The sequence below is a fragment of the Methyloversatilis discipulorum genome (assembly GCF_000527135.1).
Lineage (GTDB): Bacteria > Pseudomonadota > Gammaproteobacteria > Burkholderiales > Rhodocyclaceae > Methyloversatilis > Methyloversatilis discipulorum.
Genome location: NZ_AZUP01000001.1, coordinates 1,241,548 through 1,267,404, shown reverse-complemented (window position 1 = coordinate 1,267,404; position 25,857 = coordinate 1,241,548). Strand labels below are relative to the sequence as shown.

The 25,857-nt window shown below is 68.4% G+C and carries 20 protein-coding genes; 17 read left to right on the top strand and 3 right to left on the bottom strand.

All coding sequences use genetic code 11. The features are described 5' to 3' along the window. The 9 genes from METFAM1_RS0105760 to METFAM1_RS0105720 all read left to right on the top strand — a co-directional run bounded on the left by METFAM1_RS0105760 (position 1) and on the right by METFAM1_RS0105720 (position 9,172). On the top strand, positions 1 to 1,284 hold the full coding sequence (locus METFAM1_RS0105760) for a cytochrome b (protein ID WP_019918650.1): 1,284 nt from the start codon (positions 1 to 3) through the stop codon (positions 1,282 to 1,284). A gap of 13 nt (positions 1,285 to 1,297) precedes the next feature. Beyond that, positions 1,298 to 2,056, top strand: a complete 759-nt coding sequence (locus tag METFAM1_RS0105755; protein ID WP_019918649.1) for a cytochrome c1 — start codon at positions 1,298 to 1,300, stop codon at positions 2,054 to 2,056. Positions 2,057 to 2,161: 105 nt separating this feature from the next. Next, positions 2,162 to 2,758, top strand: a complete 597-nt coding sequence (locus METFAM1_RS0105750) for a glutathione S-transferase N-terminal domain-containing protein (RefSeq protein ID WP_024300503.1) — start codon at positions 2,162 to 2,164, stop codon at positions 2,756 to 2,758. Positions 2,759 to 2,786: 28 nt separating this feature from the next. Then, complete coding sequence (locus tag METFAM1_RS0105745; RefSeq protein WP_020164299.1) at positions 2,787 to 3,224, top strand: ClpXP protease specificity-enhancing factor; 438 nt, start codon at positions 2,787 to 2,789, stop codon at positions 3,222 to 3,224. Between the two features lie 144 nt (positions 3,225 to 3,368). Further along, positions 3,369 to 4,337 (top strand): acetyl-CoA carboxylase carboxyltransferase subunit alpha, encoded by a 969-nt coding sequence (locus METFAM1_RS0105740; RefSeq protein WP_019918646.1) that lies wholly within the window; start codon positions 3,369 to 3,371, stop codon positions 4,335 to 4,337. After that, positions 4,306 to 5,688: a tRNA lysidine(34) synthetase TilS gene (gene tilS, locus METFAM1_RS0105735; RefSeq protein ID WP_019918645.1), complete on the top strand. Its 1,383-nt coding sequence runs from the start codon at positions 4,306 to 4,308 to the stop codon at positions 5,686 to 5,688. The genes METFAM1_RS0105740 and tilS overlap by 32 nt, the downstream gene beginning before the upstream one ends. Positions 5,689 to 5,802: 114 nt before the next feature. After that, positions 5,803 to 6,462 carry a CAAX prenyl protease-related protein gene (locus tag METFAM1_RS0105730; RefSeq protein WP_019918644.1) on the top strand — a complete coding sequence of 220 codons (660 nt, stop codon included), beginning with the start codon at positions 5,803 to 5,805 and terminating at the stop codon, positions 6,460 to 6,462. 77 nt (positions 6,463 to 6,539) lie between these two features. After that, positions 6,540 to 7,232, top strand: coding sequence for a transglutaminase-like cysteine peptidase (locus METFAM1_RS0105725; RefSeq protein WP_019918643.1), 693 nt, complete (start codon positions 6,540 to 6,542; stop codon positions 7,230 to 7,232). Continuing rightward, positions 7,229 to 9,172, top strand: a complete 1,944-nt coding sequence (locus METFAM1_RS0105720) for an EAL domain-containing protein (RefSeq protein ID WP_019918642.1) — start codon at positions 7,229 to 7,231, stop codon at positions 9,170 to 9,172. The genes METFAM1_RS0105725 and METFAM1_RS0105720 overlap by 4 nt, the downstream gene beginning before the upstream one ends. Before the next feature lie 20 nt (positions 9,173 to 9,192). Here the strand turns inward: METFAM1_RS0105720 and METFAM1_RS0105715 are convergent, their stop codons facing one another. Further along, a complete protein-coding gene (locus METFAM1_RS0105715) occupies positions 9,193 to 9,867 on the bottom strand; it encodes an N-acyl amino acid synthase FeeM domain-containing protein (RefSeq protein ID WP_024300501.1) in 675 nt (224 codons plus the stop codon). A 372-nt stretch (positions 9,868 to 10,239) separates the two neighbouring features. Further along, positions 10,240 to 11,151, bottom strand: a complete 912-nt coding sequence (locus METFAM1_RS0105710; protein ID WP_232419661.1) for a hypothetical protein — start codon at positions 11,149 to 11,151, stop codon at positions 10,240 to 10,242. Positions 11,152 to 11,537: 386 nt separating this feature from the next. Between METFAM1_RS0105710 and METFAM1_RS0105705 the strand changes: the two genes are divergently transcribed. Together METFAM1_RS0105705 and METFAM1_RS0105700 are read left to right on the top strand one after the other, a co-directional pair. Next, positions 11,538 to 16,520 (top strand): alpha-2-macroglobulin family protein, encoded by a 4,983-nt coding sequence (locus tag METFAM1_RS0105705; protein ID WP_232419659.1) that lies wholly within the window; start codon positions 11,538 to 11,540, stop codon positions 16,518 to 16,520. 29 nt (positions 16,521 to 16,549) lie between these two features. After that, a complete protein-coding gene (locus METFAM1_RS0105700) occupies positions 16,550 to 17,521 on the top strand; it encodes a hypothetical protein (RefSeq protein WP_024300499.1) in 972 nt (323 codons plus the stop codon). A gap of 207 nt (positions 17,522 to 17,728) precedes the next feature. Here the strand turns inward: METFAM1_RS0105700 and METFAM1_RS0105695 are convergent, their stop codons facing one another. Then, positions 17,729 to 18,145, bottom strand: coding sequence for a hypothetical protein (locus METFAM1_RS0105695; protein ID WP_019918638.1), 417 nt, complete (start codon positions 18,143 to 18,145; stop codon positions 17,729 to 17,731). Between the two features lie 121 nt (positions 18,146 to 18,266). Between METFAM1_RS0105695 and METFAM1_RS0105690 the strand changes: the two genes are divergently transcribed. The 6 genes from METFAM1_RS0105690 to METFAM1_RS0105660 all read left to right on the top strand — a co-directional run bounded on the left by METFAM1_RS0105690 (position 18,267) and on the right by METFAM1_RS0105660 (position 25,619). Continuing rightward, complete coding sequence (locus tag METFAM1_RS0105690) at positions 18,267 to 19,328, top strand: hypothetical protein (protein ID WP_019918637.1); 1,062 nt, start codon at positions 18,267 to 18,269, stop codon at positions 19,326 to 19,328. Positions 19,329 to 19,448: 120 nt separating this feature from the next. Continuing rightward, on the top strand, positions 19,449 to 21,224 hold the full coding sequence (locus METFAM1_RS0105685; RefSeq protein ID WP_019918636.1) for a pyrroloquinoline quinone-dependent dehydrogenase: 1,776 nt from the start codon (positions 19,449 to 19,451) through the stop codon (positions 21,222 to 21,224). Between the two features lie 68 nt (positions 21,225 to 21,292). Then, the gene (locus METFAM1_RS0105680) at positions 21,293 to 21,541 is read left to right on the top strand and encodes a hypothetical protein (RefSeq protein WP_019918635.1); all 249 of its coding nucleotides are present in this window, start codon (positions 21,293 to 21,295) and stop codon (positions 21,539 to 21,541) included. Continuing rightward, a complete protein-coding gene (gene pbpC / locus METFAM1_RS0105675; RefSeq protein WP_019918634.1) occupies positions 21,538 to 23,871 on the top strand; it encodes a penicillin-binding protein 1C in 2,334 nt (777 codons plus the stop codon). The genes METFAM1_RS0105680 and pbpC overlap by 4 nt, the downstream gene beginning before the upstream one ends. Before the next feature lie 297 nt (positions 23,872 to 24,168). After that, positions 24,169 to 24,444: a cupin domain-containing protein gene (locus METFAM1_RS0105665; protein ID WP_019918632.1), complete on the top strand. Its 276-nt coding sequence runs from the start codon at positions 24,169 to 24,171 to the stop codon at positions 24,442 to 24,444. 272 nt (positions 24,445 to 24,716) lie between these two features. Then, a complete protein-coding gene (locus METFAM1_RS0105660) occupies positions 24,717 to 25,619 on the top strand; it encodes an HDOD domain-containing protein (RefSeq protein WP_232419657.1) in 903 nt (300 codons plus the stop codon). Positions 25,620 to 25,857: the final 238 nt, after the last annotated feature.

The following is a 25,857-nucleotide window of genomic DNA, read 5'->3' as shown; positions in this document are numbered from 1 at the left end:
ATGGCTGGCGAAAAGGTAGTGACCACCACCGGCCTGCTCGGCTGGATAGACGAGCGCTTCCCGCTCACATCGCTCTGGAAGGAACACCTTTCGGAGTACTACGCACCGAAAAATTTCAACTTCTGGTACTTCTTCGGCTCGCTGGCGCTGCTCGTGCTGGTGATCCAGATCGTGACCGGCATCTTCCTGGTCATGCACTTCAAGCCGGATGCGTCGCTGAACGCCTCCGGCGTGCCGGTGGCCTTTGCCAGCGTCGAGTACATCATGCGCGACGTGCCGTGGGGCTGGCTCATCCGCTACATGCACTCGACCGGCGCCTCGGCCTTCTTCGTCGTTGTGTACATGCACATGTTCCGCGGCCTGCTTTACGGTTCCTACCGCAAGCCGCGCGAGCTGGTGTGGATCTTCGGCTGCCTGATCTTCCTGTGCCTGATGGCCGAAGCCTTCATGGGCTACCTGCTGCCCTGGGGCCAGATGTCGTACTGGGGCGCCCAGGTCATCATCAACCTGTTCTCGGCCATCCCGCTGATCGGCAACGACCTGTCGACCTGGCTGCGTGGTGACTTCGTGATCGGTGATGCGACGCTGAACCGCTTCTTCTCCTTCCACGTCATCGCCGTGCCGCTGGTGCTGATCGGCCTCGTCGCCGCCCACATCATCGCACTGCACGAAGTCGGGTCGAACAACCCGGACGGCGTCGAAATCAAGAAGAACAAGGACCCGAAGACTGGCATCCCGCTGGACGGCATCCCCTTCCACCCGTACTACACGGTGAAGGACATCGTCGGCGTCGTGGTCTTCCTGATCTGCTTCTCGGCTGTGGTGTTCTTCGGTCCGGAGTTCGGCGGCTACTTCCTGGAGTACAACAACTTCATCCCGGCTGACCCGATGAAGACGCCGCCGCACATCGCGCCGGTCTGGTACTTCACGCCGTTCTACTCGATCCTGCGTGCCAACACGATCAACTTCTTCTGGGTCGACGCAAAGCTGTGGGGCGTCATCTTCATGGGGCTGTCGGTCATGGTCTTCTTCGCGCTGCCCTGGCTGGACCGTTCGCCGGTCAAGTCGATCCGCTACAAGGGCCCGATCTTCAAGTCGGCTCTGGTGGTGTTCGTGATCGCCTTCCTGATCCTGGGCTACCTCGGCATGCAGGCACCGACGCCGATGGGCACGCTGGTTTCGCAGATCTGCACGGTCATCTACTTCCTGTTCTTCGCGCTGATGCCTTGGTACACCGCGATCGACAAGTGCAAGCCCGAACCCGCGCGCGTGACCGGTCACTGAGAGCCAGAGAACCATGAAACAACTCAAAAAACTGTTTCTCGGCGCGCTGTGCGCGCCCCTGCTGGCGATCGCCAGTTCCGAACCGGTGCACCTCGATCGTGCGCCGACCGAGAAATTCCGTGACGCCATCGCCATCCAGCGCGGCGCCCAGGTTTTCGTCAATTACTGCCTGAACTGCCATTCGGCGTCCTACATGCGCTACAACCGCCTGAAGGATGTCGGCCTGACCGACGAGCAGATCAAGGACAATCTTCTGTTTGCCGCCGACAAGGTCGGTGAGACGATGAAGGTGGCCATGACCCGCGATGACGGCAAGGCGTGGTTCGGCGCAGCGCCGCCCGACCTCACCGTGATTGCGCGCTCGCGCGCCTCGGCCGACGGCAGCGGTGCAGACTGGCTCTATACCTATCTGCGCAGCTTCTATCGCGACGAGAACCGTCCGACCGGCTGGAACAACACCACCTTTGCCAACGTCGGCATGCCGCACGTCCTGTACGAACTGCAGGGCGAGCAGACGGCCAAGCACGTCAAGGTGGCTGACGGTCACGGTGGCGAGAAGGAAGTCATTCAGCTCGAGCTCACCAAGCCGGGCAAGATGAGCAAGTCCGAATACGACTCGATGGTCGGCGATCTCGTCGCCTATCTGGTCTATATGGGCGAACCGGGCGCTGAGAAGCGCCGTCAGACCGGTCTTCTGGTCATCATCGGTCTTTCCGTTCTTCTCGTTCTGAGCTATCTGCTCAAGCGCGAATTCTGGAAAGACATTCACTAATCAATACGCCCGAAAGTCATGCAAGCTCTCGGTCATCGCGAAGCGACCTCATCACGCGTCAGACGCGTGGTGAGGGATGCCGAGTACTCCTGGGGTGTTAACACCATGATGAATCTGTACTCGGGGACTACCGATCCCTTTTCCCATCGTTGCCGGATCGTGCTCTACGAAAAGGGCATGGATTTCCAGGTCATCGATGTCGACCTCTACAACAAGCCGGAAGACATCGCGGTCATCAATCCCTATAACCGCGTGCCGGTTCTGGTCGATCGCGATCTCATCCTGTATGACTCGAACATCATCAACGAGTACATCGACGAGCGCTTTCCGCATCCGCAGCTGATGCCGCCGGATCCGATCATGCGCGCGCGGGCACGCCAGTTGCTGCATACGGTCGAAAACGAGTTGTTCTCGCACATCGAGGCACTCGAGAAGAACGCACGCACGGCCGACAAGTCGCGCACCCACCTGCGCGACCGCCTGACCGAGCTGACGGCGATCTTCGCCAAGCAGAAGTACATGCTGGGCGAGGAATTTTCCATGCTTGACGTGGCCATCGCTCCGTTACTATGGCGCCTTGACCACTACGGTATCGAGCTGCCGAAGTCTGCTGCACCACTGATGAAGTACGCTGAGCGCATCTTCTCCCGTCAAGGGTTCATCGATGCGCTCACGCCGTCCGAAAAGGTGATGCGTCGCTGACCCGCGTCGGCTCTGCGCGAAAGTCTTCATGGACGTCATGAGTTCCGTTTCCACCAAGCCCTACCTGTTGCGCGCACTGTTCGACTGGTGCGCCGACCAGGGGCTGACGCCGTACATCGCGGTCGTTGTCGACGACCGCGCCGGCGTGCCTCGCCAGTATGTGAAGGACGGCCAGATCATCCTGAACATCGGTCGCGAGGCGGTGCACCAGCTGGTGATGGGCAACGAGCTCATCACCTGTTCCGCCCGCTTCGGCGGCGTGGCGCAGGAACTGACGATTCCGGTCGAGTGCGTCGCCGCGATCTACGCGCGCGAAAACGGCCATGGCATGGCGTTCGAAGTGACGCCGGGCCAGCCGGTGCGTGCCGATCTGGCGCCCAACCCGGTCACCGACCGGGTCGAGCATCCGGTGCTGACGACACCGGAAAAGCCGGCGGCGCGACCGCATCTGCGGCGAATCAAGTAGGAAAAAAACCGGCGCAAGCCGGTTTTTTCTTTTCATCTAATTGATTTATAAGCGCAATCTATCTGCCGCGGCCGCTTGCACGCGGCACGAGCCGTCGCGCCCTCGACGCGCTAGAATTGCGCACCTTTGTTTGTGGTCCGCCTGATGAAAACAACCTTTCTCGATTTCGAACAGCCGATCGCCGAGCTCGAAGCCAAGATCGAAGAGCTCCGCTTTGTCCAGGATGACTCCGCTGTCGATATATCCGAGGAAATCACGCGACTCGAAGGCAAGAGTCAGGCGCTGACCAAGGACATCTACGCCAAGCTCACGCCGTGGCAGATCGCCCAGGTGGCGCGCCATCCGCAGCGCCCTTACACGCTCGATTACCTGCGCCTGATGTTCTCCGATTTCCAGGAACTGCACGGTGATCGCGCCTTCGCCGACGACCACGCCATCGTCGGTGGCATCGCCCGCTTCAATGGCCAGTCCTGCATGGTGATCGGCCACCAGAAGGGGCGCGACACGAAGGAAAAGATCCTCCGCAATTTCGGCATGCCGCGCCCCGAGGGTTACCGCAAGGCGCTGCGCCTGATGAAGCTGGCCGAAAAGTTCGGCATTCCGGTGTTCACCTTCGTCGACACGCCGGGCGCCTATCCGGGCATCGACGCCGAGGAACGCGGCCAGTCAGAGGCGATCGGCCACAATCTCTACGCGATGGCCGAACTGCGCGTGCCCATCGTGTCCACCATCATCGGTGAGGGCGGTTCCGGCGGCGCACTGGCGATCGCCGTGGCCGACACGCTGATGATGCTGCAGTACTCCACCTACTCGGTCATCTCGCCCGAGGGCTGTGCCTCCATCCTGTGGAAGAGCGCCGACAAGGCGGCCGATGCAGCCGAGATCATGGGCATCACCGCGTCGCGCCTGAAGACGCTGGGCCTGATCGACAAGGTCGTGAACGAACCGGCGGGCGGCGCCCACCGCGATCACGCGGCCGTGGCGGCATCGCTGAAGCGCGCGCTGGCCGAATCGCTGCGTCAGCTGGCCGACCTGACCCCCACCCAGCTGGTCGAGCGCCGTTTCGAGCGCGTCATGTCCTATGGAAAGTTCAAGGAGCAGGCGGTCGCCTGATCTTTACGCCCGTATCGCCGCCAATACGGCGGCGCATCTGGCCGACGGCGCTCAGCTGCTGATCGGCCTCAGCGGCGGGCTCGATTCAACCGTACTGTTGCACGCACTGGCGGCGGCCCGCGATGTCCATCGCTGGCGGCTGGCGTGCGCGCATGTCCACCACGGTCTGAGCCCGAATGCCGATGCCTGGGCCGATCACTGCGCCGCGCAGGCGGCCGCGCTCGGCATTCCGTTCTCGTTGCACAGGGTGCAGGTCGACACGGCCAGCCCGGACGGACTCGAATGTGCCGCCCGCGACGCCCGTTACCGGGTGCTCAACGCACAGGCGCAGGTCCTTGGTGCCGACGCACTGCTGACCGCGCATCACGCCGACGACCAGGCGGAAACCCTGCTGCACAACATGGTGCGCGGCGCCGGCCTGCTCGGTCTGGCCGGCATGCCGGTGTGGCGCCCGGCGACTCCGGCGCGCCCGGCCCAGTTGCGGCCTCTGCTCGGTCTGGCGCGCGCGGCACTCGAAGCCTGCGCGATCGAACACGGCCTCGCCTGGATAGACGACGAATCGAATGCTGACACCCGCTACGCGCGCAACTACTTGCGGCGCGAGGTGATGCCGCGGCTGAGCGCGCGCTGGCCGCGTGCCGCCGAAACGATGTCCGGCGTCGCGCGCCGGCTGGCCGAGGCGCAGACCTTGCTCGACGGTCTGGCCGACGCCGACGCTGCAGGGCTGGCAACGGCGACAGAATGGGGCACGGCCTGGTCCATCGACGGCCTGCGCGCGCTCGACGACGCGCGCAGCCGCAACCTGTTGCGTCGCCTGCTGCGCGTACACGGCGCTCGCACGGCACCGACCGAAGCGTGGCTGGACGAATGGCTGCGCCAGATCCGCGCCTGGCAGCCGGGCGCCGAATGTCCGGTGGCACACGCCGGCGTCGCCGGCCTCTGTCATCGCGGCCTGCTGTGGCTGATGCCCGATCAGCCACCGCCGGCAGCCGTCGTCTGGCAGGGCGAAACCGACATCGCCTGGGGTACCGGCTGCCTGCGTTTCGAAGCCGTGATCGGGCGCGGGTTTGCGCCATCCGCATTGCCGGTGGGCCAGCTCACGGTACGCGCCCGCCAGCCCAAGGACCGCGTTTGCCGCGGTCCCGGTCGCCCGCGTGCCGGCATCAAGCAGATCGCGCAGGAATGCGGTTTGCCGCCCTGGCTGCGCGATCGCGCCCCCATCCTTGCGGTCGGTCGCGAGGCGCTGTGGATGCCCGGCTGCGAGCCGGCGCCGCCATGGCAGGCCGCGCCCGGCGAATCGGGATGGATGCCCGTGTGGTCGCCGGTCGTGGCGCAGTCGACACCCGGGTGACGTTGTAACGGTTGGTGACATTTCCATGTCGCATGGCGGCCGTATGATCCGGCCATTCCGGACCTTCCCGCCACGGCCCTGATGAGCCCGACCTCCGCAGCATCCAGGCGTGCAGTGCTCGCACGCGTACTTCCGTTCGCCCTCTACATCGTCTTCCTCGTCATCTCCGCGCCGCTGGCCGAGCTGGCGGGCATCGACGTGCGCTGGATGTATGCGCTGCAGATCGCCTGCGTCATCGCCGCTCTGCTGTACTTCCAGCGCGACTACGTGGAACTGCGCGAAGCAGCGCCGCCCGGACCGCTGGCCGGCGCCGCGGGCTGGGTCGCCGCGCTGGTGTCCGGCGCAGTCGTCTGGGCGATCTGGATATGGCTCGACTTCTCGCCCTTCGCCTTCGCGCCGGGCAAGGGCTACCAGCCACTGGACGAGACCGGAGCACTCATCCTGCCCATGGTCGTCATACGCATATTCGGTGCCGCCGCCGTCGTGCCCGTCATGGAAGAACTGTTCTGGCGCTCTTTCGTCCAGCGCTGGCTCGATTCTCCGGATTTCCTTGCCGTGGCCGCGCGTTCGGTCACGCTGCGCAGCATGCTGTTCTGCTCGATCGCCTTCGGCTTCGAGCACGGCCAGTGGGCGGCCGGCATTGTCGCCGGTCTGGCCTACGGTCAGCTTTACCGGGCGAGCGGTCGCCTGTGGCTGCCCATCGTTTCGCACGCGCTGACCAATCTGCTGCTGGGCCTGTGGGTGGTGCACACGGCACAATGGCAGTTCTGGTAGCGCCCGCTCCGCATCAAGGCGGGGCAGGGCATGACCGTTAAAGGAGAACTGTCCTTTGCCCCGTCGCCATGCCACCGTTGCCCGCCCTGACTGCCGTACTGTCCCGCTCGCGCCTGATTGCCTGCCTGCTGCTGGTCTTCATGGCGGCGCAGGCGACCGCGTTCACCTACCAGGGTTATCTGCTCACCGTGCGCACTGAGCTGCAGCAGAAAATGACGGCGCGTTTCGGCGACAAGGCCGGACCGCGCATGGCCGAGCTGGCCGAGGCGCTGAATGCCGCCGGCCGCATCGCCGACGAGGCGGTCCGCGTCGAGCGCATCAATCAGATCGCCAATCGCGCGCGTTACGTGACCGACCCGCAACTCTGGCAGGCGGAGGACTACTGGGCGACGCCGGTGGAATTCGCCGCGCTGGCCGCCGGCGACTGCGAGGACTACTCGCTGGCCAAGTACTTCGCGCTGCGCGAACTGGGCATGCCGGCCGACAAGCTGCGCATCACCTATGTGCGGCTGCTGCGGCAGGGGCGCCTCGAAAACCACATGGTGCTCGCCTACTACCCGGAGCCGGGTGCCGAGCCCTGGGTGCTCGACAATCTCGAAAAGCGCTTCATGCCGGCGCGTGACCGGCCTGATCTGACGCCGGTCTACAGCTTCAATGACGACCGCGTGTGGAAGGTGCAGAGCGGCGGTGACCGCGAATTGGGCTCGCCGCAGCAGCTGCGCAAATGGCGCGAACTGCTCGACCGGGTCGAGGCCGAGGTGCGCGGATGAACAGCCTGCGCCTGCGCCTGCTCGCCGCGCTGCTCGGCGTCGGTGTTGTCGCCTTCGCGGCCGCACTGGCGACCGCGCTGTGGGTGTCGCGCGACCGGGTCGAGGCGCAGATGGCCAGCCAGGCACAGTCGATCGCGCTGTCGCTGACGGTGGCGCTGACCGCTGGCGGCGAACCGGCGTTGCAGAACGCCGAAAGCCTGGTCGAGCCGGTGTTCGACCAGAGCTACCTTCGCCGCATCGAGGTGCGCGATGCCAAGGGCGCAGTGATCGCCGCGCGGCAGGCGCCGGCCCGGCTGGCGGGTGGTGCGCCGCAATGGTTCGCTGACCTGCTGCCGCTGGCGGCCGGCGCGCAGAGTGCCGACATCATGCATGGCTGGCGCATTGCCGGCAGCGTCGTGGTCGAACCGCATCCGCACTGGGCGCAACTGCAGTTGTGGGCGATCGCCGAGACGCTGGCGCTGTGGATGGGCGGCGGTCTGGCGCTGGCCAGCGTGCTCGGCCTGATGGCGCTGCGCTGGGGTCTGCGGCCGCTGCGCCGCGTGCAGCGCTCGGCGGTGGCGGCGGCATCGCGCAAGTTCGTGCCTATCGATGAAACGCGCATGCCGGTCGAACTGCAGCCGCTGGTCGGCGCTTTCAACCGCATGCTCACCGCCATGGCCGGCGCGCTCGAAAGCGAAGCCGGGCGCGCTGCGCAGTTCCGCGACCAGGCACTGGTGGACGAACTGACCGGCCTGCCCAACCGTCGCGGTTTCCGCGCCGCGCTCGAAGCGCGCATCGAAGCCGGTACGCGCAGCGGCTGGCTGGCTTTGTTGCGCGTCGAGGGGCTCGAGGACCTGAACCATCTGTACGGCCGTGAGGCGGTCGATGACCTGCTGACCGAATCGGCCGGCTTCATCGCGGCCATCGATGCGGTCGAACTGTGCGGCCGCGTCGAGGGTGCCTGCTTCGCGCTGCTGTTCGATGCCGACGAATACACGACGCACGACGCGTTGAAAGCACTGCTGGCGCGCCTCAACAGCCTGGCCGCCGCTGCGGGTGCGGGTCAGGCCTACGCCTGGCGCGCCGGTGCGGCCGACTGCGCCGGTGACGGCGACGCTGCGAACTGGCTGGCGGCGGCCGATCGCGCGCTGCATCAGTGGCGCATCGAAAGCGGTGCGGCGCCGGTGCTGGCGCACGCACGTGCCGGCGAAGCCGGTGGCGGCAGCCTGCGCACCCTGGTGCGCGAACTGATCGGCGCCGGGCGCATCGCCTTTGCCGAACAGACCACACGGGCGCTCGATGGCGAACACATCGGTGCGCCGCTGCACGTCGAACTGCGCGCCGCGCTGGACGACGGCCAGCGTCTGATCCGCGCCGCCGAATACATCGCCTACGCCAGCGAAACCCGCGTGTCGGCGGCGCTGGACGGCGCCTGCCTGATGCGTGCGCTGGAACACGCGAAAGCGCGTCGCGACGGCATTGCCACCGTGGTCAATGTCGGTGCAGCGACGCTGACCGACCCCGACATCCAGCGCTGGCTGCGCGGCTACCGGCACGATGCGCGCGTCGGCACGCTGGTGCTCGAATTTCCCGAGTCGGCTCTGCTCGGCGATCCGGACGCCGCCGAGGCCTTTGCCCATCAGGCGCAGGCCAACGGTCTGGCGCTGGGCATCAAGCACTTCGGCCTGCACGCGAATGCATTGACGCTGCTGCGCCGCCTGCGTCCCGCACATGTGAAGTTCTCGGTCACGCTGACGCGCGAAGCGCTGCTGAACCCGGATTCCGGTGCGTATGTGAGTTCGCTGGCCGGCATTGCGTCCGCGCTGTCGATCACACCGATGGCGGTGGCGGTCGAGCACGCGGAAACGCTGACCGGGCTGTACGCGCTGGGCATCCGCGCGGTGCAGGGCGAGGCGGTGTCGGCCGAACAGGTGCCGGCGCCGGGCAGCAGCGGCCGCTGAGCAGCGGCGAACGGTTTCATTCAGTGCAGCGGGGTTCGCGGGTCGTGCGCGAGGCAGGCCGGCGGCACGACCATGTCCAGATGCAGCAGGCGGGCGGGCGCGCCGACGCGTTCGCAGGTACGTTCCGGCCCGCATTCGCGGAAGCCGAACTCGCGGCGGTAGTAGCGCGCGTGGCGCGGGTTGACCTCGATTACGCAGTCGGTGGCGCCGAGTGCGACATGCCCCAGCAGCAGCGCGCGGCGCATCAGTTGCGGTGCGAGATCGTCCGGCAGCGCCCGCTCGCGGTCTACGGCGAAGCGGGTGTATTCGACCAGACGGCGCCCCTGCCGGCGCAGTTCGCCCACATGTTCGGCATAGCCCGCTTCCGCCTGCAGACGCAGCCGCGTGCCGCAGCGCACGGTCAGCGTACCGACCACTTCGCCATCCAGCCGCGCCAGCAAGGTCGTTTCACCCTGCCGGGCGTCGCGCTGCTCGACGCCATAGCCACGCCAGCCGTAGCAGCGTACGACCAGCGCCTCGGCCGCCGCCAGGTCTGCCGCATCGGCCGCAATCGTGAATTCGATGGCGGCTGGCAGCGCAGCCGCAAGTTGCAGCGCCGGCGGTGCGACGGCGTGCAACCGCGGTCGCGGGCGCAGCAGCGGGAAGGGGCGGAAGAGCGCGTCGTTCGCGGCGTCGTGCAGGGTGCGGGGAGACATGGGGAGGCGCCTCGTGTATCGGTGACCGGAGTGCAAACTTCGGCAAAGAGATCCTGTGCCGTGATCTGCTTCCTTGCCGCGTGCGAAGCCTGATCGATGCGGGTTGCAACCAGTTGATGCGGACTTGACGTTTTCATGTCGCCGACGGATGGTCCGGCGATGATCCGCAGCGCGGGACCGAAGCCGTTTGTCTGCAGAGGCCGCATCGCGACCAGAGGTCGCTCCCACAGCGTGTGCGCTCAAGCAGCCGCAGGAGCGGTCTTCAGGCCGCGACGGCAGCGGTGGATGGTGCGTGGCGAGGGCTGGAGATGCCGTCCGCAGCGATACGGGCGGGGGCTGTGACCCTGCTGCGCGAGCGCGCAGCGCCAACGATCAGTGCAACGTGCCCATGCGCGCCACCGCGGCGGCGGTGGCTTCGGCTGACGCGTCGGCGACGTCCATCCAGACGGCACCGTCTTCGCCCAAGCGGGCGGCCAACCCCATGGCGCCCAGCACAGCGACCACCCGCGTGCGCAGCATGTCCAGCTGCAGCGTGCGCGCCTCGCCTTCGCTCGCGTTGGCGCCGGCCAGCAGCGCGGCGATGCGCGGCCATTCGCGACCGAGCAGCGAGGCGTCGATGCCGGCCTTCAGTTCGGGCGCGATATCGGCCACGCTGCGACCGAGACCGGCCAGGTAACCGAGGCTGAAGGCGGTGGTCTGCATCAGCAGCGCCAGTCGCGCCATCGAAATGCCGGCTAGCGCGTCGAGATTGCCGTCGAGCCGGTAGTCGGCCAGCGCCCGTTCGCAGGCAGCCGGCAGTTCTTCCAGCAGGCCGAGCAGATGCGGCAGCAGCAGGTCGGCCGTGGCCGGCAGCGACCACGCGCTGGCACGGTTGGCGCGGTATTCGTCGAACATGCGGGTGACGATGGGCGCGAACTGCGCCGCCAGCGCGTCGGCCGGTGCCGCGGCGACCGGGTCGAGCGTCAGTTGGCCGCGCCACAGTTCGCGGTGCAGCAGATGCACCAGCTGCAGCAACTGGTCGGCGTCGCCGCCCAGCGTCTGTTCCACATAGGGCGCAGCCAGTGTGATCGTGCAGCCGTCCACAGCATCCTCGCGCGCCAGCGGCGGTGCTTCGGTCTGCCCCTGCGCGGGTGTGGCGATGTCGTCGGTCACCACCAGTGCCTTCAGGTGTGATGCATCGAGCGCGCTGTCGCGTGCGTACAGGCGGTCGAGCAGGTCGGCGAGCGTGCTGCGCAGCGTGGCCGCGCCAGCGAGGCGGTCGCCGCGGAGTTCTATCGTGGGCATGGCGGTAAGGCGTTGATTCGTCAGGCCGCGCAGCATAGCGGCGAGCACCGGGCGCGTCCACGCATGGACAGATGCGCGTCGGACCTCGTTCCCGGACGAGGGGCGGGCGCTTCGGTCTCAACTGCCATCGCGAGCAAGCTCGCTCCCACAGACAAGCACGCCCGATTCGTTGCCGAAGACGAATTCCTGTGGGAGCGAGCTTGCTCGCGATAGCGGCGCCGGTTCCGGGAAGGTCGGCGCCGCCGCAGTGTGGAGAACGACGCCGGTGTTGCGCATTCGTCCGCCATTACACCCCTTCAGCGAGGATAATCCGACGCGTCATGACATACGGGCGGTCCGCGATGGCGAACGGGAAGGTGGTCGGATGGTTGGCGGCAGCGGTTGTGGTGGCTGTTTCGGCCGGCGCATGGTGGCAGTTCGGGCGAGCGCCCGAGGCAAGTGTGGCGGCGATCGGCGACGATCCGGGCACACCCTTCGCCGTGATGAACTGCACTGCGCGCAGCCGCGACGAGGGCCCGGTGCTGGCCGTTACCTTCAGCCGGCCGCTCGCCACACGGCAGACGCTGAACGACCTGATGAAGGTGACCGACCTCGGCGAAGCCGACGCTGGCCGCGATGCGGCCGACAAGGTCGCCGGCCACTGGCGCGTCGGTGACAACCCGCGCGTCGCCTTCTTTTCAGGTGTGCTGCCCAAGCGTCGCTACCGCATCGACATCGCCACCGGCGTGGCAGCGCGTTCCGGCGATCAGCTGGCCGGCGCGCACCAGTGTGAAACCATGGTCGAAGACATGCCGCCGGCGCACTTCTTCGCCAGCCGCGGCACCGTGCTGCCGGCCGGCCAGAACGGCGGCCTGCCGGTGGTCACCGTCAATACGCCCGAGGTCGACGTGCAGTTCCTGCGCGTCGAACCGGCGCAGCTGCCGGCTTTCCTCGACAAGGTGTATGGCATCCGCCGCAACGAGACGGCGGAAGAGGGTGAGCCCGGCTATTACGACGAGGAGTACTACGACGGCGGAACGGTAGATCTGCGCGGTCGCACCTCGGGCTGGTATCTCGACCGGCTGAAGGACCTGTCGAAGAGCGTCTATCTCGGCCGCTTCCTGACCGACGACAAGAAGGACCGCCGGCACGTGAGCTTCCTGCCGGTCGAGAACATCAAGGAACTGAAGGAGCCCGGCGTCTACATCGCCGTCATGAGCGCCCCTGGCAGCTTCGCCGGCGACTACCAGACCACCTATTTCTACGTCAGCGACATCGGCCTGCACCTGCACCGCAACGGCGGCCGCATCGACGCCTTCGCCACGTCGCTGAAGTCGGGTACGGCGCTCGACGGCGTCGAATTCGAACTGCTCGACGGCGACGGCAAGCGCGTGGCCACGGTGAAGGGCGACGGCGACGGTCGGGCCAGCTTCGAGGCAGCACCGGCCGATGCGCGGCTGGTGATCGCGCGACGCGGACGCGAACTGTCGGTCGTGTCGCTGGCCGAGGCGGCGCTCGATCTGTCGGAATTCGACACCTCCGGTCTGTTGCCGACCAGTACCAAGCTGTTCGCATACAGTGGCCGCGACCTCTACCGGCCGGGCGAGACTTTCGACGTGTCGGTACTGGCGCGCGACGCCGACGGCCGCGCGATCGAGCCGCTGCCGCTCACCGCGGTGCTGAAGCGGCCGGACGGCCGCACCGTGAGCCAGCGCGTCTGGAAAAGTTCGGGCGAACAGCCGGGCTACTACCGGCAGCCGCTGGCGATACCCGCCGACGCGCAGACCGGCGCCTGGACGCTGGAACTGCGCGCCGACCCGGCGGCGAAGCGGCCCGACGCCGTCATGCGTTTCAAGGTCGAGGAATTCCTGCCCGAGCGGATGAAGCTCGCGCTGAAGTCCGACGAGCGCGTGCTGACCGAAGGCGCACCCTTCGACATTGGCGTGCAGGGCGACTACCTGTTCGGCGCGCCGGCCTCCGGCAACCGCCTGCTCGGCGCGCTCGCCACCGAGCGCCAGCGTTTCGCCTTGGCGCAGAAGAAGCCGGGCTTCATCTTCGGCGACTTTGCCGACGACGCGCTGAAGGGCCGGCGCGAGCTGGAAGAAACGGCGCTCGACGACAGCGGCGCCGCGACCATCGAAGTGCCTTATGACCCGGGCACCGCGCGCTCGCCGCTGCAGCTTCGCGTCAGCCTGAGCCTGCTCGAATCGGCAGGTCGCCCGGTCGTACGTTCGATCGAGCGTGCGTGGTGGCCAGCGCCGGCGCTGATCGCGGTGCGTCCGCTGTTCGACGGCGACGTCGCGCGCGAATCGGCGCTGGCCGAATTCGAGGTCGGCCGCTTCCTGCCTGATGCCGCCTTTGCGCCGATCGACAAGGCCAATGTGCGGCTGTTCAGGGAAGAGCGTCAGTACTACTGGCGCTTCGATGACCAGCGCGGCTGGCATTCCGGCTTCAGCGAGAACGACGAGCTGATCGACAGCCGCAGCGTCGCGCTGAAGACGCAGACCAAGCTCGGCTTCCCGGTCTCCTGGGGGCGCTACCGGCTGGAGATCGACGACCCGCAGACCAAGCTCACGATGCGCTACCGCTTCTACGCCGGCCGGGGCGCGCAGGACAACGAGGCGCTCGGCAACCGGCCGGACCGCGTGCAGGTGCGCCTCGAAGGCGCGCCCTACAAGGCGGGCGACACGGTGAAGGCTCACCTGACGCCGCCGCACGACGGCGAGGCGCTGGTGCTGATCGAAGGCGATCGCGTGCTGTGGGCCAAGCGGGTCAAGGTGAGTGCCGCCGACACCACCATCGAGCTGCCGCTGGACAAGAGCTGGAACCGCCACGACCTCTACGTGTCGGTGCTGGCCTTCCGGCCGGGCAGCGAAGGCAGCCGCGTCACGCCGGCGCGCGCGCTCGGGCTCGCGCACATCCCGCTCGCGCGCGAGGACCGCCGGCTCAAGGTGGCGCTGGACGCGCCGGCCAAGGTCGAGCCGGAAACGAAAACCACGGTGAAGGTGAAGGTCGATGGCGCGACCGGGCAGGCGGCCTGGGTGACGCTGTCGGCGGTGGACCAGGGCATCCTCAACATCACGAAGTTCGCCACGCCCGACCCGCACGGCTACTTCTTCGGCAAGCAGCGCTACGCGCCTGACCTGCTCGACATCTACGGCCGGCTGATCGAGAAGATGGATGGCTCGCGCGGCAAGCTGAAGTGGGGCGGCGACGCCGGCATGCGCGACTCGCAGAGCATGCCGAAGAAGGTGAAGCTGGTCGATCTGTTCTCCGGCCCGGTGAAGCTCGACGACAAGGGCGAGGCGACGATCACGCTGACGCTGCCGGACTTCAACGGCAGCCTGCGCCTGATGGCGGTCGCCTCGACCCCCGAGCGCTACGGACACGGCGAGCGCGAACTGACTGTGGCGGCACCCATCGTCGCCGAACTGTCGACGCCGCGCTTCATCGCGCCGGGCGACAGCGCGAAGGTCGCGCTCGAAGTGACCAATCTGACCGAGTCACCGCAGCAGATCCGCCTCACGCTGTCGGCTGAGTCGCCTGCGCGCATCGCCGACGGCGCGCGCACGCTGACGCTGGTGCCGAAGCAGCGGGAGACGCTGCGTTTCGACGCCGAGGCGGTCGAGGCGGAAGGGCTGGCGCGGCTGAAGCTGGTGCTCGACGCCAATGGCGGTGCCAAGCCCATCCACATCGAGCGCGAAGCCGCGCTGCAGGTGACGCCGCCGGTCGCACTCGAACGCAGCGTGCTGCGCATGAAGGTCGAGCCGGGCGCGCGCCAGGCCATCGACGCCGCGCTGCTCGATAGATTCTGGCCGGCATCGGCGACGCTGAACGTCAGCGCCTCGTCCAGCCCGCCGCTGAACATCCGCGAGAGCGTGCGCGGCCTGCTGCGCTATCCCTATGGCTGCGCCGAACAGACGGTCAGTTCGGCCTGGCCGCACGTCATCATCGACGACGCTTACGCGAAGGAACTGGGCCTGAAGCAGTACTCGCGTGCGGAACGCGCAACCATGGTCGAGGGCGCCATCGGCCGGCTGGCCGGCATGCAGGGCGCGTCGGGCGGCATGACGATGTGGGGTGGCGGCGAGTACGAATACTGGATCAGCGCCTATGTCGCCGGTTTCCTGATCGACGCCAAGGCGGGCGGTTTCACCGTGCCCGAGGCCTTCCAGAAGAAACTGGGCGACTGGATGCTGAAGGAGTTCCAGCTCGCGCCGTCGCAGATGCCGCGGCTGCCGGCGCAAGCAGGCAACCAGCCCGGCCAGATGGACCTCGTGCGCGGTGCCCACCTGCGCTTCGCTAACGCGGCCCACCTCGGCTATGTGCTGGCGCGCGAACAGCGCGCGCCGCTGGCCACGCTGCGTCTGCTGCACGACGAGCATCGGCAACTGGCGAAGTCGCCGCTGGCGCTGGCCCACCTTGGTCTGGCGCTGAAGCTGATGGGCGACGAGGCACGTTCGCGCGTCGCGCTCGACGAAGCGCTGACCAAGCCCTACGGACTGCGCGGCAACGACGCCGAGTACGAGTGGCTGGGCGACTACGGCAGTCCGCTGCGCGACCGCGCCACGCTGTACGCGCTGCTCGCCCGCCACGAGGTGAAGCTCGACCGCGCCGCCAACCTGCTGTTCGAGCTGTCGAACGACACCGCGAAGCGGCGCTGGCTGTCCACGCAGGAGCAGATCTCGCTGGTGATGGCAGGCCGCGCCGCCGGTCTGGGCGCAGGCAAACCGTGGTCGGCCGCGGTGGAAGGCGGTGGTGACTTCAAGGGCGACAAGCCCGCGCTGCTCCCCGTCGACGCGGCGGCGGCGCGCAAGGGCGCGGCGATCAGCAACACCGGCGACGCGCCGCTCTATGTCGAGATCGAAGGCGCCGGCTATCCGAAGATCGCGCCGCCGGTCGACAACGGACTGGGCACAGCGCAGCGCACGCTGTTCGAGGCCGACGGCCGTCCCTGGAGCGGCCGCGCGCTGAAGGTGGGCGAGCTGATGCTGGTGCGGGTCGAGGTCAGGCCGACCCGACGCGCCGACGACGCGCTGCTGGTCGACCGCCTGCCGGCCGGTCTGGAAATAGAGAATCAGAACCTGTCGCAGGGACCGCAGGCGACCGAATTCACGCTGCAACTGCCGGGCGGCCAGTCGCTGCGCGTGATGGACACGCTGATGGACAACCGGGTGAAGCACCGCGAATACCGCGACGACCGCTTCGTCGCCGCGGTGAAACTCGATTCGGCGCCGATGAACCTCGTGTACATGGTGCGGGTCGTCACCCCGGGCCGCTATACGGTGCCCGGCACCTTCGTCGAGGACATGTACCGGCCGGAACTGCGCATCGTCGGTGAACGCGGCGCGATGCTGGACGTTATAGACGGCGGACCGGCCCGCAAATGAGTGCGGCCGGCAACGGGAGGAAGGGCATCATGATGCGAATGCGTTCGGTACATCGGGTGACTGTGGCCGCCCTGATCGGCATGCTGGCGGGTGCGTCGCCGGTGTGGGCGGACAGCCGTGCCGACTTCGACGCCTGGTCGGCGTCGGCGCGCAAGCAGTGCGACGCCGAGGCCCGCAAGGGCGGACGACTGGACGGCGTACTGTTCCATCGCTGCATGGTCGACGCGCACGAGGGTGGCGGCTGGGTCGCGCAGGAGCGCATCGAGCGCTGTCGCGAAAAATCCGGCGCCTTCTGGGGCAACCGTGAAGGCGAGAGCGACGAGTCGCTGTGGAACTGCCTGGCCCGCGAAGGCAAACGTCACGCCGACAGCGGTGGCGTGTCCGCCGCGACTGGTGCCGCCGCGCTGCAGGGCCACGATTCGCCTGAACGCGCCAAGGCGCGCCGGCCGGCCTGCGAGGACTGGGCGCGAGACAACCTGGAACCCGGCGCCTCGCATCTCGACTACATCGCGCGCTGCATGTACTCGACCGGCTCGCCTGCCGCGGTGGGCGCGACGATGAGACGTGGTGGCACGAATGACGCGGTGGGTCAGGACGCTCCCGCGCTGCCGGGTGCCGCCGTCGGCGACAACCCGGTGCGTGCGAAGAACCGTGCCTGGTGCGCCCAGCAAAACGCAGGCGGTGATCGTACCGGTCTGCTGCGCTATGACTGCAGTTGCGTCGACAGCAGCACGGCGATGCAGCAGCGCACCAAGAAGCTGGACGATGCGGCGATCGCCGCTCGCAAGTTCGACCTGAGCACATGCGTCGATCGCAGCGCGACCGCCGAGCGCGTGGTGGCCGACATGGGCGGCCGCACCCTTGGCAGCCTGTTCGACAGCGACGACGACATCCGCGCGCGAGAAACCTGCTATCGCCGAGCGATCGGCAAGGACATCAAGGCGGCCGATCTGGCCGACGACGCGCGGCTGCGCAACGCCTTGATGCGGGTCTGCAAGTAGGCGGCCTGCTTCGCGCGTATTCCCCGCGGGAGCGGCCTTCGCCGCGACAGGGCCGTGGCATTCCGCCCGCGTCGATACAGACGGGTTGTTGGGATCAGAAGACCCCTCCCACAGACTTCTCGCTCCGGCCGCAGATAGGGCGCACAGCCCGTGGGAGCGGCCTTGGCCGCGATGCGGCGGGTGATGCCACGGCGCCTGTATTGATTCTCAGGCGCCGCCGAAGTAATGCCGCATTGCCTCGTCCGAGGTCTGGGTGTTCAGTTCATTCACCTGCATCGGCATCATCACGCTGCCGCTGGACCACATGTAGTGTTTGCGGAACCACTCGCGCAGTTCGGGTGAGCATTTTTCCATCGGGCCGTCGCGGCCTGCTTCGATCAGGTAGTGCAGAACGCGGTCGGCGCCCGGCGTGTCGCGGGTGACCATGCGGTGCTTTTCCAGCGGGTGGAACAGCCGGCCGACGTCGTAGGCGGTGACCGTTGCCGGCAACTCGGTCAGGCGCCGGTCCAGTCGATCAAGCGCGCTCTCCCATGCCGGATCGAGGCGGAAGCGCTGCTTCACGCTCGCCACCCAGGCGCGCAGCAGGCGCACATAGTCGTGTTCTGTCGCTCGTTCACCGTTCATTGATGTTGTCCTTCGTCGGCATACGGAACTGTTGTGCTATCGGCATCGGCCCGGCCGGCTTGAGAATGCGCATGGGTGGCCGTTATCGGATGGACGCAGCCCATGCACTCATCGCCCCCGAATGCCGATACCCGACTTCCTGACTGAAATCTTCGCCACCCAGCCACCGCTCGCCCGCGCGCTGTGGGCGGCCGTCGCGCTCGCATTGCTGATTGCTGCCCTGGCCGTGCTGCGGCTGGAGCGACGCATGTTCGCGGCGCGCGGCAAGGGCGCGTCGTGGTGGGTGGTGCGGCTGGCTTCGCTGCCGGCGCTGGCGGTCGTCGTAGCGGCAGTGCTCGGGCCGGCGCGCGCGGTGTCCGGCATGGAGGGGCTGGCGGTGTTCTACCTGCTGCTGCTCGTCGTCGCGCCGCTGCTGTGGTTTGGCATGCATCTGCTGGCCGGCTGGCTCGCCTCGCCGCGCTTGTCGCGCGGCGAATCGGCGTGGATCGCCGGCAGCGGCCTGATGCTGCTGCTGTGTCCGCCGGCGGTATTCACCGCGCTGCAGACGCCGGTATTCATGATTTCGCGCCAGTTCGACGCCGCCGCCCGCGCCTCGCGTCCCGAAATGCCGTTGCCGCATCGCGCCGACGCGGCCCAGCGCTTCCGTCTGGGTGACGCAGGAGTGCTCTCTGCACAGTCGCTGATCGCGCCGCCCGGCGTGCAGGTCGAGCGCATCGAGGCCCTGCACGGCGGGCTGTGGGCCGACACCGCCACGCAGATGCATCCCTGGCTGTGCCGCAACGGCGACGACCTGCATCTGGCCTGGGCCGACGGCAGCGAACCGCCGCCGCTGCGCATCTACTGGCGCGACACGGCGGGCAAGGCGTGGCAGAGCGGTGTCAAGGTCGCACCCGCCGCTGCGCCGGCGCAGGATTTCGTTGTCGCCTGGCGCAACGACGGCTTCGACCTGCCGGTGCCGCTGTCGCGCGACCTCGTGCAGCCGGGCTGGCTGGCCGACGGACGACTGCATTACCGCAGCCTGAACGGCGTGCTGCAGCCCGGTGAGAGCGCGCGCGACGACTGCGTCATGCGCGGATACAGGCGTGTAGCCGTCGACACCGAGGGGCCGGTGGCCGCCGTGCTGCTGCGCATCCATCGCCAACCACCGGCCGGCACCATCGAGCACCTGCTCGTCCGTCCCTGAGGGGGCGCCGACCTTCGTCCGCGCGGGGACGCTGCCACGCATGACGGCGGCAAATTGCCTGCCTGGAGGCGGGTACTCCCGGCCTACCATCCCTTCGGCATCGATGACGGAGATGGATGAATGATCAGGAAGTACGGAATGCGCCGGTACGCCGGCCATCTGCTGGCCACGCTGACGCTGGTGACGACCGCCGCGTATGGCGAGGGCGGCAACACCGGCTGGCCGTTGCATGGCAACGACACCGGCGGTCAGCGGTACGCGCGGCTGGAGCAGATCAACCGCGACAACGTGGCGACGCTCGAACCGGCCTGGACCTGGCGCAGCGGCGTCAAGGCGACCTTCCAGGCCACGCCCATCGTGGTTGGCGACACGCTGTATGTGTCGCTGCCCTTCAGCCACGTTGCTGCGCTCGACGCACGCAGCGGTCGCGAGCTATGGCGTTACGAGCACCCGCGTGCGGCCGGCAGGCTGTGCTGCGGTCCGGCCAATCGCGGCGTGGCAGTGCGCAACGGCCGCGTCTTCGTCGGCACCGTCGACGCCCGCCTGATCGCGCTCGACGCGCGCACGGGCCAGCCGCTGTGGAACGTGGCGGTGGCCGACGCAGCGCCGGTGACCGAGCAGGCGGCGCAGCTGCCGGACAGCGACCCGCTGAGCCGGCGCGAAACCCAGGGCTCGACCGGTGTCGGCATCGCGATGGCGCCGCAGGTGGCCGGCGATCTGGTTATCGTCGGCATCACCGGTGTCGGCTACGGCCTGCACCCGGAGAACGCGGTGGTCGGGCTGCCGGGGCAGTACGGGCGGCCCGGCGTGCTGGCTGCCTTCGACGCCGCCAGCGGTCGGCGCGTGTGGCAGTTCGAGGTGACCGGCCCTGGCTGGGAGGGTGATTTCGTCGCCCATACACCGGACGGCCTGGATCTGGGCCGCGACCTGCCGGCCGAACGCGCGGCGCTCGCCCGCGAGGGCGGGGCCTGGCGCCACGGCGGCGGCTCGCTGTGGGCGACGCCGGCCATCGACGCCGAACGCGGGCTGATCTTCTTCGGCACCGGCAACCCCTCGCCGCAGATGGCCGACGGTTCACGCCCTGGCGACAACCTCTACACCGCTTCGCTGGTCGCGCTCGACCTGCGCACCGGTCGCCGCGTCTGGCACCACCAGCAGGTGCCGCACGACCGTTGGGGCTATGACGTCGCCAGCCCGCCGGTGCTGTTCGAGCTGCAGCGGGGCGGCGAGCGCATCCCGGCGCTGGCGCAGCCGAGCAAGCTGGGCTGGGTCTACGTACACGACCGGCGCGACGGTCGACTGCTGTTCCGTTCCGAAGCCTTCGTGCCGCAGCAGAACCTGTTTGCCGCGCCCAGCGCCGAGGGTGTGGTGATCGCGCCGGGCATCGCCGGCGGCGCCAGCTGGTCGCCCTCGGCGCTCGACCCGCAGCAGGCGCTGCTGTTCGTGCCCGGCATCCACCTGCCGACCCGCTACACGGTGCGCGAGGCCGAGCGCCCGGACGGCAGCCGCTTCCATTACGTGGTCAGCGAGCCGGAAGGCCCGCGTGGCGGCGTGCTGGCGGCCGTGGACCTCGCGCACGAGGGACGGCTGCGCTGGCAGGTGAAGCTGGATCAACCCATGGTCGGTGGTGTGCTGTCGACGGCCGGCGGGCTGCTTTTCACCGGCATCGGCGAGCGCAGCTTCGCTGCCTTCGACAGCGGCAGCGGCATGCGGCTGTGGTCCTGGCAGGTGGACGCCGGCGTCAATGCGCCGCCGGTCAGCTACGCGATCGACGGTCGCCAGTACGTCGCGGTGGCTGCCGGCGGCAACGCACTGTTCGGCTTCCCGCAGGGCGATGCGCTGCACGTGTTCGCGCTGCCGCAGCCGGCTGTCGCAAGCGGGACCGGCCCCCGCTGAGCGACCCGCGCCGATATCGGTTAGATTGCGGGCCTCGACCGCCGGTGCGCCGGCACCCCACGCCCGCAATGAAAGCCCTCGCCACCATCGCCAACGGCCTCGACGCCCGCATGCTGCGCGACGTGCTCGCCCTGGAAGGGCTGCACGTCAAGCTCGCCGCAGCCAGCGCTGACGCGCGGCAGGGCGGGGCGGTCACGCTGCTGATCGAGGACGACGAGTTCGCGCGCGGTCAGGCGCTGCTCGCGCGCTGGATGGCGGAGCACCCGGCACCCGCGCCGGATTCCGCGCCGCCCGCATCGCCCCCGCAATCTGAATGAAGTCAGTCAGCGCGGCATGGCGGCGGCGCGTCGTCGCCGGCATCCTGCTGTTGCTGGCCGCACTGTGGCTGTTCGACCGGATTTTTCCGCCGCCGCTGCCGTCCGGTAACGATGGCTTCATCGTGCTGGCCCGCGACGGCAGCCCGCTGCGCGCCTGGCCCGGCAGCGACGGCGCCTGGCGCTATCCGGTCACGCCGGCCGAGGTGTCGCCGCGCTACATCGACGCGCTGCTGGGTTACGAAGACCGCTGGTTCCGCTGGCACCCGGGCGTCAATCCGGCCTCGCTCGCGCGCGCCGCGTGGCAGTGGGCCACGACCGGCCGCATCGTGTCCGGCGGCTCGACGCTCACCATGCAGGTCGCGCGCATCCTCGAACCGGTGCCGCGCACGCCAGCGGGCAAGCTGCGCCAGATCGTGCGTGCGCTGCAGCTGGAATGGCGGCTGTCCAAGGACGACATCCTGACGCTCTACCTCAATCACGCGCCGATGGGTGGCATCGTCGAAGGGGTGGAGATGGCCAGCCGTGCCTATCTGGGCAAGCCGTCGCGCGATCTCAGTCACGCCGAAGCGGCGCTGCTCGCGACGCTGCCGCGCGCGCCCAGCCGGCTGCGACCGGACCGCGCACCCGAGGCGGCCAGGTCTGCGCGTGACCGCGTGCTGGCGCGGCTGGAGCGCTTCGGCATCTGGTCGCCCGAAGTGGTGGCCGATGCGCGCATCGAGCCGGTGATCGCCCAGAAGCTGCAGGGCGCCTGGCTGGCGCCGCTGGCCGCCGAGCGCCTGCGCAGTCGCGCGCGCAAGGCCGGCGCCGCCGGCCTCACCCGGGTCGCCAGCACGCTGGACCGCGAACTGCAGACCACGGTCGAGCGCCTGCTGGCCGACCGCGCCAGCGTGCTGCCGCCGCGCGTGTCCATCGCTGCGCTGGTGCTGGATGCGGCGACGTTGGAGGTGCGCGCCTACGCCGGCTCGGCCGATTTCAGCGACAACGCGCGCGGCGCTCACGTCGACATGGTGCGTGGCGTGCGCTCGCCCGGCTCGGCGCTCAAGCCCTTCATGTACGCGATGGCGCTGGACGACGGCCTCATCCATTCCGAAAGCCTGCTGATCGACGCGCCGCAGGCCTTCGGCGGCTACCAGCCTGGCAACTTCCAGGCGGACTTTTCTGGGCCGGTCAGCGTGTCCGAGGCACTGCAGCGATCGCTCAACGTGCCGGCGGTCGACCTGCTGGAGCAGATCGGCCCGGCGCGTTTCGCCACCCGGCTGACGGAGGGCGGCATCAAGCCGCGCATCGCCACCGGCGAACAGCCCAACCTCAGCCTCATCCTCGGCGGCGCCGGCGTCACGCTGGAAGAACTGGTCGGTGGTTACCGTGCGCTCGCCGCCGGCGGTCTGGCCGGCAGGCCGCGGCTGACGCCGGGCGCACCGGTCGAGGAAACGCGGCTGATGAGCGAAGGCGCGGCCTGGATCATCCGCGACATCCTGGAAGGTGGCGGCCACCCCGACCGGCCCTTCGTCGAGGGCGGTGGCGCTGCGCCGCTGGCCTGGAAAACCGGCACCAGCTTCGGTTTCCGCGACGCCTGGGCGGTCGGCGTGTCCGGCCGCTACACGCTGGGCGTGTGGCTGGGCCGACCGGACGGCACGCCTAACCCCGGCTTTTTCGGCGCCAATGTCGCCGCGCCGCTGCTGAAGGACATCGCAGCCGCACTGCCGCGCCAGGGCATCCCGTCCCGTGAGCGGCCGGCCACGGTGCAGCCGGTCGACATCTGCTGGCCCTTGGGCACGGCCGCTGCCGACACCCCCGCGCCGCTGTGCCACCGCCGCCGCGCCGCCTGGTCACTGGCCGGTGCCGTGCCGCCCACCCGCCCGGACCGAATCGACGGCAGCAGCCTGCGCCTGACCGTATGGATAGATCCGGCCACGGGCATGCGTACCGTATCCGGCTGCGGCCACGGTCAGCCGCGCGACACCGCACGCTGGCCCACGCTGCTGCAACCCTGGCTGGCCGGCTGGCTGCCTGCCGACCAGCGCATCCCCGACTGGCAGCCCGGCTGCGCCCCGACCGGCGGCACGCCTGCCGCCACGTTGCGCATCGTCGGTCTGAACGAAGCCAGCCGCCTGCGCCCGGCCCCGCACCAGCGCCACGTGTCGCTGCAACTTGCCGTGCGCGGCGCGCAGGGGCCGGTGTACTGGCTGCTGGACGGGAAGAGGGTGATGCCGGACGCTGGCGGCAAGCTGCTGCTGAACGAGGCGGGTGCGCACCGGCTGACCGTGCTGGACGAAGCGGGGCGGCATCACAGCGTCCGCTTCACGGTTGACGCGCCGCCGGGGATCTAGCCGGAACGAAGGAGCGCTTCCGCCGACGGCGGGCGGCGTGGCTCCTGCTCGTGCGGGCGTCCGGCAGTGTTCCGTTCCTGACATTCCAACGGGCAAGGTCTGCGCGTACGGTGACGATGTGGTCCGATTCGGCGATGCCGCGCCGTGTCGCCTTGACCCGCGCGCTGGACGTCGCGAGCATGCAGTGCTCGGACGCGGTCACGCTGCGCTGACCGCCCATCGTTCTTCGCGCCACCGACTCTACCCATCGGCCGCCTCGCCTTTCGTTTCAACCTCCCATCCAATCAAGGAATAGCCATGACTCAAATCGTCGTCGATCACAACCCGACCGAAGAGAAGCTGAAGGAGCTGGGCGTGTCCAGCTGGTCGATCTGGGAAAAGGAAGTATCGAAGTTCCCGCTCGACTTCTCGATGACCGAAAGCGCCTACCTGCTCGAAGGCGAGATCCACGTGACGCCGCAGGGCGGCGACAAGGTGGTGATCAAGGCCGGCGACTTCGTCGTGTTTCCGAAGGGCATGAAGTCGATGTGGGAAGTGGTGAAGCCGCTGCGCAAGCACTACAAGCACAGCTGAGCGCACTCGCTGCCATGACGAAAGGGCCTTGATGTTTCAAGGCCCTTTTTGTTTTGAAGGTGATTGGCTCCCGTGTGGTGGCGAAGTGCCACATAGTTGTCAGGTGACGTGGATCGTTCAGGCGGATGATGCACTCATGTCCTGAACGCGGAGGGCGAGCCCGCGAATGCATCCGCTTGCGTCGCCCGCGTGTAGAGGATGGAACGAGGCCGGTTGCTGTGCCGGTCAGCCCGCAGGCTTGGCCTGTGCCGTCGTCCGCCAGGGAGAACGGATTGAATCCATCGCTCGACGTCACGATGTCCTCCGTTGCCACGCGCGATTTCGCTTTTGTGGCGCTGCCGGCGGACGACAGCTTCCGCTCCTTCGATCTGCTGGCCGACCTGGCGCGCGATCTGCGGCCGGGGGTGATCTTTCCCGTCTGTTTCGATGCGCTGCTGTGTGTACGTCAGACGCTGCGCACGCCCGAGGTGACGACGCCGCATCTGGCCGCTGCAGCGCGCGTCGATCCACTGCTGTGCGCACGGCTGTTGCGGCGCGCCAACCGTGGGCGGCGCGCCGAGCCGGTCACCGGCGTGCGCGATGCGCTGGCTAGGCTGGGCGCGGACCGGGCGCAGCGCGTGGCGCGTGCGGTGTCCTGTGGGCAGATCGGCTGTGCGCGCCAGCTTTCGCACGTCGATGAGATGTCGCGCCGGCTGTGGCTGCACACGCTGCGCACTGCCGCCGGTGCCTATGTGCTGGCGCGCCGGCTGACCTCGCTCGATCCGGACGAGGCGATGACGGCCGGGCTGCTGCACGACATCGGCGCCTTCTATCTGCTGGATCGTCTGGCGCGGCGTCCGTCGGCGGCGCTCGATGTGCAGGACATGAGCACTCTCATCCTGGAGTGGCACGAAAGCGTGGGCGAATCGCTGCTGCAGTCGCTCGGCGTGCCCGAGGTGCTGATCGAGGCGATGCGCGACCACGAACAGCCGCGCGCCCGCACCGGCATGCCGCGCACGCTGTCGGATCTGGTGTTCAGCGCAAACGTGCTGGCGGGCGGCGCGACCGAGTTGTACGACGATCCCGTGTGTCACGTGAGTCAGCGCCCGGCGCCGACACGCGAGCGATTCGCCGGGCTGTTGCCGGAGATCGAACAGGTATTCGCCGCGCTGCGGCGCGGGGCGATGCAGGGGTAGGGCGGGTTTCTTCCGTGTGAGGGGCCTTGGCCGCGATGCTGCGGATGCGGGCCGCACGCTTCGCTTCAGGCTGCAATCGCGAGCAAGCTCGCTCCCACACAACCCCGGCCACGGCAGCGATCAGGGAGCGTTTCTTGTGGGAGCGGCCTTGGCCGCGATGCGGCCGTCGCTGTCCGCGGGCTTCGATGCTGGCCGCTGTCGGGGTCAGAAGACCCCTCCCACAGAAGCCCGGCCGCGG

Coding starts and splice junctions, on each gene's coding strand:
- METFAM1_RS0105745 (WP_020164299.1), top strand. CDS start 2,787: ATGGACGTCATGAGTTCCGTTTCCACCAAGCCCTACCTGTTGCGCGCA.
- METFAM1_RS0105750 (WP_024300503.1), top strand. CDS start 2,162: ATGATGAATCTGTACTCGGGGACTACCGATCCCTTTTCCCATCGTTGC.
- METFAM1_RS0105680 (WP_019918635.1), top strand. CDS start 21,293: ATGAAAGCCCTCGCCACCATCGCCAACGGCCTCGACGCCCGCATGCTG.
- METFAM1_RS0105720 (WP_019918642.1), top strand. CDS start 7,229: ATGAACAGCCTGCGCCTGCGCCTGCTCGCCGCGCTGCTCGGCGTCGGT.
- METFAM1_RS0105665 (WP_019918632.1), top strand. CDS start 24,169: ATGACTCAAATCGTCGTCGATCACAACCCGACCGAAGAGAAGCTGAAG.
- METFAM1_RS0105715 (WP_024300501.1), bottom strand. CDS start 9,867: ATGTCTCCCCGCACCCTGCACGACGCCGCGAACGACGCGCTCTTCCGC.
- METFAM1_RS0105710 (WP_232419661.1), bottom strand. CDS start 11,151: ATGCCCACGATAGAACTCCGCGGCGACCGCCTCGCTGGCGCGGCCACG.
- pbpC (WP_019918634.1), top strand. CDS start 21,538: ATGAAGTCAGTCAGCGCGGCATGGCGGCGGCGCGTCGTCGCCGGCATC.
- METFAM1_RS0105755 (WP_019918649.1), top strand. CDS start 1,298: ATGAAACAACTCAAAAAACTGTTTCTCGGCGCGCTGTGCGCGCCCCTG.
- METFAM1_RS0105740 (WP_019918646.1), top strand. CDS start 3,369: ATGAAAACAACCTTTCTCGATTTCGAACAGCCGATCGCCGAGCTCGAA.
- METFAM1_RS0105700 (WP_024300499.1), top strand. CDS start 16,550: ATGATGCGAATGCGTTCGGTACATCGGGTGACTGTGGCCGCCCTGATC.
- METFAM1_RS0105685 (WP_019918636.1), top strand. CDS start 19,449: ATGATCAGGAAGTACGGAATGCGCCGGTACGCCGGCCATCTGCTGGCC.
- tilS (WP_019918645.1), top strand. CDS start 4,306: ATGGAAAGTTCAAGGAGCAGGCGGTCGCCTGATCTTTACGCCCGTATC.
- METFAM1_RS0105760 (WP_019918650.1), top strand. CDS start 1: ATGGCTGGCGAAAAGGTAGTGACCACCACCGGCCTGCTCGGCTGGATA.
- METFAM1_RS0105690 (WP_019918637.1), top strand. CDS start 18,267: ATGCCGATACCCGACTTCCTGACTGAAATCTTCGCCACCCAGCCACCG.
- METFAM1_RS0105695 (WP_019918638.1), bottom strand. CDS start 18,145: ATGAACGGTGAACGAGCGACAGAACACGACTATGTGCGCCTGCTGCGC.